The 13,521-nt window shown below is 69.6% G+C and carries 11 protein-coding genes; 6 read left to right on the forward strand and 5 right to left on the reverse strand.

Annotated features, from left to right (window positions below):
* Window positions 1-45 precede the first annotated feature (45 nt).
* Together AB0F51_RS02650 and AB0F51_RS02655 are read right to left on the reverse strand one after the other, a co-directional pair.
* Window positions 46-2,163 (reverse strand): 3-hydroxyacyl-CoA dehydrogenase NAD-binding domain-containing protein, encoded by a 2,118-nt coding sequence (locus AB0F51_RS02650; RefSeq protein ID WP_360272951.1) that lies wholly within the window; start codon window positions 2,161-2,163, stop codon window positions 46-48.
* Window positions 2,160-3,365, reverse strand: coding sequence for a thiolase family protein (locus tag AB0F51_RS02655; protein ID WP_360272954.1), 1,206 nt, complete (start codon window positions 3,363-3,365; stop codon window positions 2,160-2,162). The genes AB0F51_RS02650 and AB0F51_RS02655 overlap by 4 nt, the downstream gene beginning before the upstream one ends.
* A gap of 179 nt (window positions 3,366-3,544) precedes the next feature.
* Between AB0F51_RS02655 and AB0F51_RS02660 the strand changes: the two genes are divergently transcribed.
* From AB0F51_RS02660 to AB0F51_RS02670, 3 genes are all read left to right on the forward strand, one after another.
* Window positions 3,545-4,210 carry a hypothetical protein gene (locus AB0F51_RS02660; RefSeq protein WP_360272956.1) on the forward strand — a complete coding sequence of 222 codons (666 nt, stop codon included), beginning with the start codon at window positions 3,545-3,547 and terminating at the stop codon, window positions 4,208-4,210.
* 194 nt (window positions 4,211-4,404) lie between these two features.
* Window positions 4,405-5,085, forward strand: coding sequence for a dienelactone hydrolase family protein (locus AB0F51_RS02665; protein WP_360272959.1), 681 nt, complete (start codon window positions 4,405-4,407; stop codon window positions 5,083-5,085).
* A 9-nt stretch (window positions 5,086-5,094) separates the two neighbouring features.
* On the forward strand, window positions 5,095-5,583 hold the full coding sequence (locus AB0F51_RS02670; protein WP_360272962.1) for a glutathione peroxidase: 489 nt from the start codon (window positions 5,095-5,097) through the stop codon (window positions 5,581-5,583).
* Between the two features lie 135 nt (window positions 5,584-5,718).
* Here the strand turns inward: AB0F51_RS02670 and AB0F51_RS02675 are convergent, their stop codons facing one another.
* Complete coding sequence (locus AB0F51_RS02675) at window positions 5,719-7,002, reverse strand: HRDC domain-containing protein (protein WP_360272964.1); 1,284 nt, start codon at window positions 7,000-7,002, stop codon at window positions 5,719-5,721.
* Window positions 6,999-7,601, reverse strand: a complete 603-nt coding sequence (locus AB0F51_RS02680) for a DUF3000 domain-containing protein (RefSeq protein ID WP_360272966.1) — start codon at window positions 7,599-7,601, stop codon at window positions 6,999-7,001. Before AB0F51_RS02680 ends, AB0F51_RS02675 begins: the two co-directional genes overlap by 4 nt.
* Window positions 7,602-8,153: 552 nt before the next feature.
* Here AB0F51_RS02680 and hemE point away from each other — a divergent pair.
* From hemE to hemG, 3 genes are read left to right on the forward strand one after another with little or no spacing between them, the layout of a single operon-like run.
* Window positions 8,154-9,233, forward strand: a complete 1,080-nt coding sequence (gene hemE / locus AB0F51_RS02685; protein ID WP_360274552.1) for a uroporphyrinogen decarboxylase — start codon at window positions 8,154-8,156, stop codon at window positions 9,231-9,233.
* Window positions 9,226-9,786 (forward strand): GNAT family N-acetyltransferase, encoded by a 561-nt coding sequence (locus AB0F51_RS02690; protein WP_360272968.1) that lies wholly within the window; start codon window positions 9,226-9,228, stop codon window positions 9,784-9,786. The genes hemE and AB0F51_RS02690 overlap by 8 nt, the downstream gene beginning before the upstream one ends.
* A 12-nt stretch (window positions 9,787-9,798) precedes the next feature.
* On the forward strand, window positions 9,799-11,223 hold the full coding sequence (hemG, locus tag AB0F51_RS02695; protein WP_360272971.1) for a protoporphyrinogen oxidase: 1,425 nt from the start codon (window positions 9,799-9,801) through the stop codon (window positions 11,221-11,223).
* On the opposite strand, the gene AB0F51_RS02700 is transcribed toward hemG, so the two are convergent.
* On the reverse strand, window positions 11,220-13,376 hold the full coding sequence (locus AB0F51_RS02700; RefSeq protein ID WP_360272973.1) for an MMPL family transporter: 2,157 nt from the start codon (window positions 13,374-13,376) through the stop codon (window positions 11,220-11,222). The two genes, hemG and AB0F51_RS02700, sit on opposite strands and share 4 nt — an antisense overlap.
* Between the last annotated feature and the right edge of the window lie 145 nt (window positions 13,377-13,521).

The following is a 13,521-nucleotide window of genomic DNA, read 5'->3' on the forward strand; positions in this document are numbered from 1 at the left end:
GGGGGCCGGACCGGGCTTCCGGCGCCGGACCGACCCCCAGCGGTTCTAGGCGAGCCCCGCCAGGCCCTTCGGAAGGAACCGCTTGCCGTTGACCTTCTCCGCGATCCCGCTGCGATCCAGGTACGGCGTGATACCGCCGAGGTGGAACGGCCAGCCCGCACCAAGGAGCAGACAGAGGTCGATGTCCTGGGCTTCCGCGACCACGCCCTCGTCGAGCATGATCTGGATCTCCTCGGCGAGTGCGGTGAGCACCCGCGTGCGCAGCTCCTCAGCGGTGGAGGGCTTGTCGCCGACCGTGACGAGGGCCTCGACCTCCGGGTCGACCGACGGCTTGCCCTCGGCGCTCCAGACGTAGAAGGAACTCTTGCCAGCGGCAACGACCTTGGCGAGGTTCTCCGAGACGGAAAACCGCTCCGGGTAAGCGCGGTTCATCGTCTCAGCGACATGCAGTGCCACCGGCAGACCGACCAGCTGCAGCAGAACGAACGGCGGCATCGGCAGACCGAGCGCCGAAAGGGCCTTGTCCGCTTCAGGAATCGGCGTGCCCTCGTCCACCGCCGCGCTGACCTCACCGAGGAAGCGGGTCAGCAGCCGGTTCACCACGAAGGCCGGCGCGTCCTTCACCAGCACGCAGGACTTCTTCAGCTTCTTGCCGACCGCGAACGCCGTCGCCAGCGCGGCGTCGTCGGTCTGGTCGGCGCGGATGATCTCCAGCAGCGGCAGCACCGCGACCGGGTTGAAGAAGTGGAACCCGACGACCCGCTCGGGGTGCTGCAGGTCGGCGGCCATCTCGGTGATCGACAGCGAACTGGTGTTCGTCGCCAGGATCGCGTCCGGCCGGATGATCTTCTCCAGGTCGGCGAAGATCGCCTTCTTCAGCTGCAGTTCCTCGAAGACCGCTTCGATCACGAAGTCGGCGTCCGCGAAGACGGACCGGTCCACCGACCCGGTGACGAGTGCCTTGAGCTGGTTGGCCTTGTCCGGACGGATCCGGCCCTTGCCCAGCAGCTTGTCGATCTCACCGTGCACGTAGCCGACGCCGCGGTCGACCCGCTCCTGGTCGAGGTCCGTCAGCACCACCGGCACCTCGAGCCGGCGCGCGAACAGCAGCGCCAGCTGACCCGCCATCAGGCCGGCGCCGACGACGCCTACCTTGCTGACCGGGCGGGCCAGCGACTTGTCCGGCGCACCGGCCGGACGCTTGGCCCGCTTGTTCACCAGGTCGAAGGCGTAGAGGCCGCTGCGCAACTCCTCGCTCATGATCAGGTCGGCAAGCGCCTCGTCCTCGGCGGCGAACCCGCGATCGCGGTCGTTGTCCTTGGCCGCCGCGATCAGTTCCAGCGCCCGGTACGGCGCGGGCGCCGCGCCGCTCACCTTGAGATCGGCAAAACCCTTGCCTCGGGCAACGGCTGCGTCCCACGCCTCGCCCCGGTCGATCTCCGGCCGTTCGACGGTGATCTCACCGGTCAGCACCTTGCTCGCCCACAGCAGTGACTGCTCGAGGAAGTCGGCCGAGTCCAGCAGCACGTCGCCGATGCCGAACTTCACCGCCTCGGGGCCGCTGAGCATCTTGTTCTGGTTCAGCGCGTTCTCGACGACGACCTTGACGGCCTTGTCCGCGCCGATCAGGTTCGGCAGCAGGAAGTTGCCGCCCCAGCCCGGCAGCAGGCCGAGGAAGACCTCGGGCGTCGAGATCATCCCGGCAGCGACGGAGATCGTCCGGTACTGCGCGTGCAGCGCGACCTCGAGCCCGCCACCGAGCGCCACTCCGTTGACGAACGCGAACGACGGCTTGCCACCGTCGGTCAGCTTGCGCATGACCCCGTGGCCGATCTTGCCGAGGTTGAGCGCCTGCTCCCGCCCGGCCAGCTTCGGTACGCCGCTCAGGTCCGCGCCGGCCGCCAGGATGAACGGCTTGCCGGTGACGCCGATCGCGACGACGTCCTCACGAGCCAGCGCGGCGTCGATCGCCTTGTTCAGCTCGGCCAGACCCTTGGGGCCGAAGGTGTTCGGCTTGGTGTGGTCCTGGCCGTTGTCGAGGGTGATCAGCGCCATCGTGCCGGCCTTGTTCGGCAGCACGACGTCGCGGCTCGGCGCGAGCGTGACGAGCTCGTCGTTCTCGATCGCGAGCGCCTCGTCGATCAGAGCCTGCAGGTCGCTCATGCCTTGTTCCCCTCGAAGTTCGGGTTCTCCCAGATGATGGTGCCGCCCATGCCGAGGCCGACGCACATCGTGGTCAGGCCGTAGCGGACCTCGGGGCGGAGCTCGAACTGCTTGGCCAGCTGGTTCATCAGCCGGATGCCGGACGACGCGAGCGGGTGACCGTACGCGATCGCGCCGCCGTACGGGTTGACCCGGGGGTCGTCGTCGGCGATGCCGTAGTGCTCGAGGAAGGCGAGCACCTGGACGGCGAACGCCTCGTTGACCTCGAAGGCCTGGATGTCGTCGATGGTCAGGCCGGCCAGCTTCAGCGCCTTCTCGGTGGCCGGGACCGGACCGAAGCCCATCACCTCGGGCTCGACGCCGACGAAGCCGTAGGAGACCAGCTTCATCTTCGGCTTGAGGCCGAGCTCCTCAGCGGCCTCGGCCGAGGTGAGCAGCGCGGCGGTGGCGCCGTCGTTGATACCGGCCGAGTTACCCGCGGTGACCCGGCCGTGCGGGCGGAACGGGGTCTTCAGCTTGGCCAGGTCCTCCATCGTGGTGCCCGGGCGCATCGGCTCGTCGGTAGTCGCGAGCCCCCAGCCCTGCTCGGCCGAGCGGATCGCGATCGGCACCAGGTCCGGCTGGATCAGGTCGTTGGCGTAGGCCTTGGCGGCGCGCTCCTGGGAGGCGACGGCGAAGGCGTCGGTGCGCTCCTTGGTGATGGAGGGGAACCGGTCGTGCAGGTTCTCGGCGGTGGAGCCCATCACCAGCGCGCTGGTGTCGACCAGCTTCTCGGAGATGATCCGCGGGTTGGGGTCGACGCCCTCACCCATCGGGTGGCGGCCCATGTGCTCGACACCGCCGGCGATCACCACGTCCTGCGAGCCGAAGGCGATCCCGGACGCGAGCGTGGTGACGGCGGTCAGTGCGCCCGCGCACATCCGGTCGATGGCGTAGCCGGGGGTGGTGTTCGGCAGACCGGCCAGCAGGGCCGCGGTCCGGCCGATGGTCAGGCCCTGGTCGCCGATCTGGGTGGTGGCCGCGATGGCGACCTCCTCCACCTTCTCCGGCGGCAGCGACGGGTTGCGCCGCAGCAGTTCCCGGATGCACTTGATCACCAGGTCGTCGGCACGCGTCTCGGCGTACAGCCCGGTGGCCTTGCCGTTTCCGAACGGGGTGCGAACGCCGTCGACGAAAACGACATCGCGGATCTCACGGGGCACGAGGGCCCTCCTCTGTGGTTCAGGAGTGGGAGCAGGCCTAGGCTACCCGTCGGTAACACATCCTCCCAACCCACCACGCCTGTGCCACTGCTCACAGGTGGCGCGAGTTGGCGCGATCCGTAGCGCCCAGCGCGGATCCGGCGCATGCTGAGGGGAAGGGAGTCGTCTCAGGAGTCGCAATGAACAATCTCGAGCTTGCCGTCCCGGTCCTGTCCCGGGGCAAACACCGCAATCCTCGCAAGGGCGCCTGTTTCATGGAGTTCGCTTCGTACCTCGCGGGCGAACCCTGGTCGGACCACCCGGCCTGTACGCATCCGCTGCTGGCCAATGTGGCCCGGGACGTCAACGACTGTACGACGGACGCCGGCCGGGTCCGGCTCGCTCCGCTCATCCCGTCGGTGATCGGCCTGACGCCTGACGACCCGCATGTCGTACCGCGGGTGACGGCCGTGTGCATAGAGCAAGCGCTGCCGGTGGTCTCCCAGGAGCGTCAGTACATCCTCGCTGTCGCTCTGCTGGTGGGAGAGCGCCACCTGGCCGCACTGGACGGCCGGCCGCTCGACAGCATGCGCCCTGAGGCCCAGGAAGCGCTGGACTCGGTCCCGGCGGCTGCCAAGTGGGCACGGACCTTCACGTCCCGACCACACCGCGGTACGCCGGACTTCGTGCGCCGGACGGCTCCGCGGGCGGTGTCGTGCGCAGTAGAGGGCATCTCGCAGGCCTGCGTGTCTGACCCGGACGAGCGCCTCTACAACCTGCTCAGCGCAGCCATCGCCGAGTGCAAGACGTGGATGCCCGCGCCTGCGCCCGCAGTACGGCGCGAATCCGTGGAGGCGGAACACTGACGGTTGGGTGGTCGTCTAGGGCATGTCTGGCGATTCCCTGCAGTCGCGAGCAGGTGCTCGGTGCGGTAGCTCGGCGTGCTGGAGCGGACGCCTCGATGCTTTTCCATCGTTGCTTTTGCTCCAGTGCGCCGAGGTGCCGTGCCGAGTGCCGCGCAGCACGCAGGGAATCGCCAGGCATGCCCTAGGCTCGCTGTGTGACCTTGGAGATCGATACCGGCTCGGGGCTGATCCCGACTCATGTGTGGGAGCCCGCCGGCGGGTCCGGGCCGGGCTTGTTGCTGCTCCAGGAGATCTTCGGGGTCTCCGACTACATCCAGCAGCGAGCCCTGGACCTGGCCACCCTCGGGTACTACGTCGTCGCGCCGGAGATCTACTGGCGCCTGGACAACGCGGAGCTGGACGAGACAGCACCCGACCTGCTCGAGCAGGCCATCGGTCTGACCAGCAAGCTCGACTGGGCGACCGCGGTGTCCGACTCGATCGCAGTACTGGACTACCTGCGCAGTCGTGAGACACCTGTCGGGATCGTCGGCTTCTGCTTCGGCGGTGGCCTGGGCTTCAACGTGGCCGCGGAGTCGCCCGCCGACGTACTGGTGAGCTACTACGGGTCTGCCCTGCCGCAGCTGATCGGCCTCGCGCCCGAGGTGGACGCGACCAGCCTGCACCACTTCGGAGACGCCGACGAGTACCTGAGCACCGAGACGGTCGACCAGATCGCAGCGGCCGTCGAGGGGCCCGAGAACGAGATCTACCGCTATCCCGGCGCTGGGCACGCTTTCGACAACCCGAGTCCCGCCTTCCACCACGCCGAGGCGTCAGCGCTCGCGTGGAGCCGTACCGAGGTCTTCCTGGCCCGCCATCTCCCCACCGATTGAGGATTTTCGATGAGCCTGTACGACATCCCGTTGCAGACCCTGTCCGGCGCCGACACCACGCTCGGTGAGTACAAGGGCAAGGCGGTGCTGGTGGTCAACGTGGCCTCCAAGTGCGGCCTGACCCCGCAGTACGAGGGCCTGGAGAAGCTGCAGAAGCAGTACGCGAGCCGTGGCTTCACCGTGCTCGGGGTGCCCTGCAACCAGTTCGGCGGCCAGGAGCCCGGCTCGGCCGAGGAGATCGAGACCTTCTGCTCGACGACGTACGGCGTGACGTTCCCGATGCTCGCCAAGCTCGAGGTCAACGGCGAAGGCCGCCACCCCCTGTACTCCGAGCTCACCGCGACCCCGGACGCCGACGGCGCGGCCGGCGACGTCCAGTGGAACTTCGAGAAGTTCCTGATCACCCCTGAGGGCACAGTCGCAGCCCGCTTCCGCCCACAGACCCTGCCGGAGTCCGACGAAGTCATCACCGCCATCGAGGCAGAGCTCCCGGCCTGAAATCCAACCCCGCTCACCGCCCTTCGCGCGGCGAGCGGGGTGGCTGAAGCAGCAGGCTCGCCACGCCGGGGCAATGCCCAGGAGAGCCGGAGGTGTCGGCGGGCTGACCCCGAGCACCCCGGGCGTGACTCGTTGTTACGGGTTGTCGTCCGGGTCGAGGGGTTCTGGCGGGGCGGCCTCGGTGGCGAGGGCCTCGGTGAGGACCTCGGCGGTGAGGCCGATCTGCCATTCGCGGGCGTTGTGGTCGCGCAGGAACGTCGACACCGCCGCCAGGTCCGCGTCGGCCGGTGGGGCCCAGGCGAGGCGGCGGATGGTGTCGGGGGAGAGCAGGTTCTCCGTCGGGAGGCGATGGGCCTCCGCGATCTCGCTGACCGCCGCACGGGCGGCTGACAGCCGGGCCGCCGCGTCCGGGTCGCGATCGGCCCAGGCGCGAGCCGGCGGCGGTCCGTCGTACCGGGGGCCTTGTTTGGGGAGTTCGCTCTCGGGCAGGCGGCGGGCGTGGTCGATCGCCTCCCACCACGTGCGCATGTGGCGGTGCGCGCCGCGGCCCTTGAAGGCCGTCAGGCGCTGCAAGCTGTCACGGTCGACCGGCATCGCTGCCGCGGCCTCGACGATGGCCGCGTCCGGGAGGATGCGGCCGGGGGAGATGTCGGCAGAGGCGGCGATCTGGTCGCGCGCCTCCCACAGCGCACGGACGACCGCCAGGCTGCGGCGGTTGCGCACCCGGTGCATTCCCGACGTACGCCGCCACGGGTCCGGCTTCGGCTCGCGCGGCGGAGCGTTCAGGATCGCGGTGAACTCCTGCTGGGCCCACTCCCACTTGCCCTCGCGGCGCAGCTCGGCCTCGATCGCGTCGCGCAGCTCGATCAGCATCTCGACGTCCAGCGCGGCGTAGATCAGCCACGGACCGGGCAGCGGACGCGTCGACCAGTCGGCCGCCGAGTGCTCCTTGCGCATCTTGTAGCCGAGTACTTCGCTGACCAGCGAGGCCAGCCCGACCTTGGGGTAGCCGAGCAGCCGGCCGGCCAGTTCGGTGTCGAAGACGGTGCGCGGCACCATGCCGACCTCGGCCAGGCAGGCGAGATCCTGGTTCGCGGCGTGGATGATCCACTCGGCGTCGATGATCGCGTCACCGAGCGAGGACAGGTCACCGAACGGGATCGGGTCGACCAGCGCCGAGCCGGAACCCACCCGGCGGAGCTGGACCAGGTACGCGCGGTGCGAGTAGCGGTAGCCCGAGGCGCGCTCGGCGTCCACCGCGACCGGGCCGGTGCCGGCGCGGAACGCCTCCACCACCTCGGCCAGGGCCGGGGCGGTGTCGATCACGTCCGACAGTCCGTCGCGGAGTTCGAGCAGTGGCAGGTTCTCGGTCGGATCGTCCGGGACGGGCGGCTGCTGCTGGGTCTCGGCCGGGCTCATCGGCCCCGCTGACCGCGCCGGGTCGGCATCGCGACCACCCCCGGCGGTACCGGCGGGAGTCCCGCCGCCGTACAGAGCACCTCGCCCCAGGCCTCGGCATGACGGGTCACGTCGACCGTCCCGTCCGGGCCCGGGACAGGGCTCCAGGACGCACGGATCTCGATCTCCGCCGTCGCTTCGTCATCGGCCATTCCGCCGAAACTCTCGGATACCACCCTGGTGACGGTACCGCTCGGCGCCAGGAACTCCGCGCCCCGGTCCGCCAGCGCCTCCATCAACCAGGTCCAGCCCACGCCACCGAGCAGCGCGTCCGTCACCATCTCCGGCTCGACGGCAGCGCGCACGTACGCGACACAGCGGAAGGTCGACTGCCAGGCGTCGTTCCCCGCCGGGTCGTAGAGGACGACCAGCCGGCCGGTGGCGACATCGTCACCGTCGACCGTCACGTCGGCGCTGACCGCGGCCGCGTGCGGTGCTATCCGCTGCGGCGCGGGCATCTCCTCGACGAACACCTCGGGCCTGAACCGGGCCTCACGCAACTGAGTGAGAGCCTCGGCGAACTCCGCGGGTGGCGCGTCGACCTGCTTGCGGGCACCCATGCATCGCAGCCTACGACTGATTACTCACCGACGCCGGTGACGACGCGCCGGTGATGTCTGCCCCGCCGTCGGCTCGGCGGGGTCCTGGGGCTTGAACTCCCGCGCTGTGTTGTTGGCCTCGCCTCCGGCTCGGCGGGTCCTGGGGCTTACCTCCCGCCCTTCCTGTGTTGTCTGCCTCGCCTTCGGCTCGGCGGGTCCTGGGGCTTGATCTCCCGCCCTTCCCTCGTCTCTCCGGTCGCTTCGCTCCCTCCGTTCCTCAGTCCAGGGCGGGAGGCCCCAGGACCGTGGTGGTGCTCTTGATCCGGGGGAGGACCCAGGACCGTGGTGGTGCTCTTGGTCTGGGGGAGGCTGGGCCCCAGGACCGTGGTGGTGCTCTTGATCCCGGGGGAGGCTGGGCCCCAGGGCCGTGGTGGTGCTCTTGATCCCGGGGAGGACCCAGGGCCGTGGTGGTGCTCCTGAGCCGGGGGCGGGACGGTGGTGACCTCTGGGGTGCTCCTGGGTCCGGCTGGTGGGTGGGTGGTGATTACAGCGTGGGATCATCGGTTTGTGCCTGTGACGGAATCTCCCTCATCAGCTGTTGCCGCCGACGCTCTTGCGAACTCCGCCTTTCTGCGGGCGGCTCGGGGTGAGCCGGTGCCGCATACGCCTGTCTGGTTCATGCGCCAGGCGGGTCGCTCCTTGCCGGAGTACCGGGCGATCCGCGAAGGCACCACGATGCTCGAGTCGTGTATGCGACCCGACCTCGTCGTGGAGATAACGCTGCAGCCGGTACGCCGTTACGGCGTCGACGCGGCGATCTTCTTCTCCGACATCGTGCTGCCGCTCAAAGCGGTGGGCGTCGACCTGGAGATCCAGCCCGGCGTCGGTCCGGTGGTCGCCTCGCCGGTGCGGTCGCTCGCGGACCTCGAAGCGGTCCGGCCGGTCACGCCGGCGGATGTCTCCTACATCACCGAGTCGGTCCAGCAGCTGACCTCCCAGCTGGGCGGGACGCCGCTGATCGGGTTCGCGGGAGCGCCGTTCACGGTCGCGTCGTACCTGGTCGAGGGCGGGCCGAGCAAGGACCACGCCAAGACGAAGGCGCTCATGCACGGCGACCCGACGCTCTGGCACGCGCTGGCCGACCGGCTCGCCGATGTCGCGATCGCCTATCTGTCGGTGCAGATCGAGGCGGGTGCCTCGGCGATCCAGCTGTTCGACTCGTGGGCCGGTGGGTTGTCGGGGCGTGACTACGCGGAGTTCGTGCAGCCGCACTCGGCGAAGGTGTTCGACGCGCTGGCGCAGTACGGCGTACCGCGGCTGCACTTCGGGGTGAACACGGGTGAGTTGCTCGGCCTGATGAGCGAGGCCGGCGCGGATGTCGTCGGCGTCGACTGGCGGGTGCCGCTGGACGAGGCGGTACGCCGGATCACGGCGGCGGGCGGCACGCCGAAGCCGGTCCAGGGCAACCTCGACCCCGCCTTGCTCTTCGCCGGATGGGACGCGATCGAGCCCGAGATCGACCGCATCCTGACCGAGGGCCAGGCCGCGCCCGGTCACATCTTCAACCTCGGCCACGGCGTCCCCCCGAACACCGATCCCGACGTCCTGCTCAAGGTGGTCGAGGCGGTTCATAGCAAGTCCGCCCGTGGCTGAGGGCCGAGCCGCGGACAGCTCGGCCCGGGAGACTCCGGCCGGCTCTGTGCCGGGACGGTTGCCCGAGGGCGTCCGACTCGAGCGGCTGCGTGCCGACCACGCCCCGGCGGTGCTCGCGTTCGAGCTGGAGAACCGGGCGTACTTCGCGAAGCACATCGCGGACCGTGGCGACGAGTACTTCGCGGAGTTCGACGCCAGGCACCAGTCGCTGGTCGATGACCAGGCAGCCGGGGAGCTCCACTTCCACGTGCTCGTCGATGCCGAGGGCAAGGTGATCGGCCGGGTGAACCTGGTCGACGTCGCCGACGGTTCGGCGGAACTCGGCTACCGCATTGCGGAAAGCGCGACCGGCCGAGGGCTGGCAACGGCCGCAGTACTCGAAGTGTGTGCGCTGGCGGCCCGCGACTACGGCCTCCGAGAGTTGCGCGCCGGGACCCACGTCGAGAACGCCGCATCCCGTGCCGTGCTGGACCGCACCGGTTTCGAGGTGGTCGGCGAGTCGATCTACAACGGCCGCCCCAACCTCACTTACCGCCGCTCTTTGACGGTTTGATCTGATGGACCTGTGGAGCGTCCTTCTGTAGTCGTCGTCGGTGGCGGGATCAGTGGGTTGGCGGCGGCACATGCGTTGGCCACTGGACCCAACCCGCCGAAGATCACCGTGCTGGAGTCATCGCCCCGGCTCGGCGGGAAGCTGTCCGGCGGCGAACTCGAGGGCGTGCCGGTCGATCTCGGCGCCGAGTCCGTGCTGGCCCGCCGTCCCGAGGCAGTCGACCTGATCCGGGCCGTCGGGCTCGGTGACGACCTGGTGCACCCGGCAACGACGTCGGCCGGGCTCTGGATCGGCGACCGCATCCGCGCCATCCCGCCGACCGTGATGGGCGTGCCCTCCGACGCGAGCGCGGCGGTCGACGTACTGGGCAAGGAGGCCGCCGAGGCGGTCGCGCACGAGCCTGACCTTCCGGCGCCCGCACTGACGGAGGACGTGGCGATCGGACGGTTCGTTGCCGAACGCATGGGTCATGCCGTCTCCGACCGGCTGGTCGATCCGCTGCTGGGCGGCGTCTATGCGGGTCGTGCCGAGGAGATTTCGCTGGCGGCCGCAGTACCGGAGCTCTACGCCAAGCTGCGGACCGCGCCGAGCTTGCTGGCGGCAACTGGTGAGCTACGGGAGACCGGTCAGCGCCGGAACGCTGCCGGTGAGCCTGTGTTCGCCGGGCTGAAGGGCGGGATCAACCGGCTCATCACCGCCTTGGAGACTGACCTGGTCGCGCGTGGCGTCCAGATTCAGCGCAGCGCGACAGTACGCCGAATCCGCCGTACTGCGAACGGCTACGAGCTGGAGTCGGGCCCAGTGCCGGCCCCGACCTTCCTGCAAGCAGATGCCGTCGTCATAGCCGTCCCTGCCACCCCAGCGGCTCGCATGCTGGCCGACGTGGTTCCGCAGGCTTCAGCAGAGCTCGCTGCCATCGAGTACGCGAGCATGGCGATCGTCACGCTCGCAGTACGCAAGGAGGACTGGCCCGCCAACGCCACCGGCTCCGGCTTCCTGGTGCCGTCCGTGGAGGGCCGCACCATCAAGGCGTCCACCTACTCCCACGCCAAGTGGCAGTGGTCCGCCGACGCCGGGGGAGACCTCGCAGTACTGCGCTGCTCTGTCGGCCGGCTCGGTGAGGAGTTCGTGCTCCAGCGCTCCGACGAGGAGCTCACAGCGCTTGCTGCCGCGGATCTACGGACCGCCATAGGTCTGCAGGCACCCGTGGTCGGCTCGCTGGTGACCAGGTGGGGCGGGGGGCTTCCGCAGTACGCCGTGGGGCACCTGGACCGGGTCGACCGGGTAGAGGCGGCCGTAGCCGATCTACCCGGCCTGGCAGTTTGCGGCGCGGCGTACCGAGGGGTGGGTATCGCCGCTTGTGTCGCCTTGGCAGGGAGGGCCGCGACGCGAGTGCTGGCTCACCTGCGGTCGCCCGCAGGTGAGCCAGGCCGCTAGACGAGTACTTCTTCCTTGGCCGGACCGGGCTCGGGCTGACGCGCCCCGCCTTCGAGGTCGACGTGCGGCAGGAGCCGGTCGAGCCAGGCCGGGATCCACCAGTTGGCGTCGCCCAGCAGCTTCATCGTCGCGGGCACCAGCACCATTCGCACGATGGTCGCGTCCACGAAGATGGCCACCGCCAGGCCGAGGCCGAACATCTTGGCGGTCGGGTCGTCGCCGAGGACGAAGCCGAGGAAGACCGAGATCATGATCAGCGCCGCCGAGGTGATCACCCGCCCGGTGCTCGCGATGCCGTCGATGACCGAGCTGACGTTGTCGCCGGTGGCCAGGTAGCGCTCGCGGATCCGGGACAGCAGGAACACCTCGTAGTCCATCGACAGGCCGAAGACGATCGCGAACATGAACATCGGGATGAACGGAAGGATCGGGACGGTCGACTTCAGCCCGATCAGGTCCGCGCCCCAGCCCCACTGGAAGACCATCACCATCACGCCGAAGGACGCGCCGATGCTGAGCAGGTTCATCAAGGCTGCCTTCAGCGGCACGAGGACCGAGCGGAAGACCAGCATCAGCAGCAGGAAGGACACCAGCACCACGGCACCGATGAACCACGGAAGCCGGTCGCTGACCTTGGCGCCGAGATCGGCCGAGAGCGCTGTCTGACCACCGACGTGGGCACGCGCCGGGCTTTGTCCGAGGACGGCGGGGAAGACGTCGGCGCGGAGCCGCCGGATGGTGTCCACGGTCGCATCGTCCTGCGGCCCGGTGGTCGGGAACGCCACGATCGTCGCGACACCCGCCTTCACCTGCGGAGGCATGGCAGCGGCGATGCCCTTGTCGGCCGAGATGGCGCTGAGCAGCGGCTGGACCACACCGGCGTCCCGCGAGATGTCGACGGCAACGACCAGCGGGCCGTTCAGGCCGGGACCGAAGCCCTTGGCAACCAGATCGTAGGCGCGGCGTTCCGTCCGGCTGTCGGGCAGCGTGCCCTCGTCCGGAGTACCGACGCGGAGAGCAACCACCGGGGCGGCCAAGGCCAGCAGGACGACGGTCGCGGCGACGGCGTACGCCGCGGCGTTCCTGGAGACGTGCCGGCCCCAACGCTGCCAACCAGCACCGCCGGTCGTCCGCGGGCGCCGTACTGCGAGCCGGTTGATCCAGTGACCGGCGAGCCCGAGAAATGCGGGCAGCAACGTGATCGAGGCGGCCACCATGATCAGCACGATGACCGAGACGGCGACCCCTCCGCCGGTCAGGAACGGTACGCCGGCGACCGCCAGGCCGAGGATCGCGATCACCACCGTGCCACCGGCGATGACGACGGCCTGACCAGCCGTCGCGACCGCCCGCCCGATCGACTCGTCGACCGCGAGCCCTTGCGCCAGGTACTCGCGGTGCCGGGTGACCAGGAAGAGCGCGTAGTCGATCCCCACACCGAGGCCGACCATGCTGCCGATCACCGGTGCCCAGCTGGGGATGTCGATCAGATAGGTGACCAGCGACAACGAGCTGGTACCGAGCGCGATGCCGAACACGGCGAGCCCGATCGGCAGCCCCATCGCGATCAGCGACCCGAACGCGACCAGCAGGATGATCACGGCGGCGACCAGCCCGATCAGCTCACCGCGGCCGGTCTCCGCCTCCTCGAACGCCGAGAACAGGTCACCGCCCATCTCGATCCGGAGTGGCGAGCCGGCGGCTTCCTTGGCCGCGAACTGTTGCAGGTTCTCCAGGTCGGCAGTGGCGAGGTCTTCAATCACTGGATACTGCAGCCGGATGATCCCGACGCGGCCGTCGGGGGAGATCGTTGCCCCACTGGTGTCGAGCAGCTTGGGCAGACTGGCGACGTCTGCCTGCAGTTTCGTCCAGGCCGCCCGTGCCTCCGGGGAAGTGGCGAAGGTCGCCTGCTCGTCGCGAGGGGTGACGACCAGCTGGGCGGTGAGGCCGGCCTGGTCGTTGCCGGCCGCGGTCAGCAGCTCGGTCGCGTGCTGCGAGTCGAGGCCGGGCGCGCCGAAGGTGTTCTCCAGCTTCTGGCCGAAGACGCCGGCCGCGGTGACGACGAGGACGGCCAGCGCGATCCAGGTTCCGATCACCGTCCAGGGGCGACGGGCGGCGAACCTGCCCAAGCGGTACAAAGCATTCGACATCATCGGTGTTCTCCTCAGGGCCCAGCGGGACAGTGCTCTCAGCGTGGCCAGCCGCGGCGCCGCACACCTCGGACGATGGGCCGGAGTTGGCTCGGCCGTCCGGCCGACCGGCGACCCGTACTTCCGGCCGATCCCCGATCCGCTCCGG

The organism is Kribbella sp. NPDC023855, assembly GCF_040639475.1.
Lineage (GTDB): Bacteria > Actinomycetota > Actinomycetes > Propionibacteriales > Kribbellaceae > Kribbella.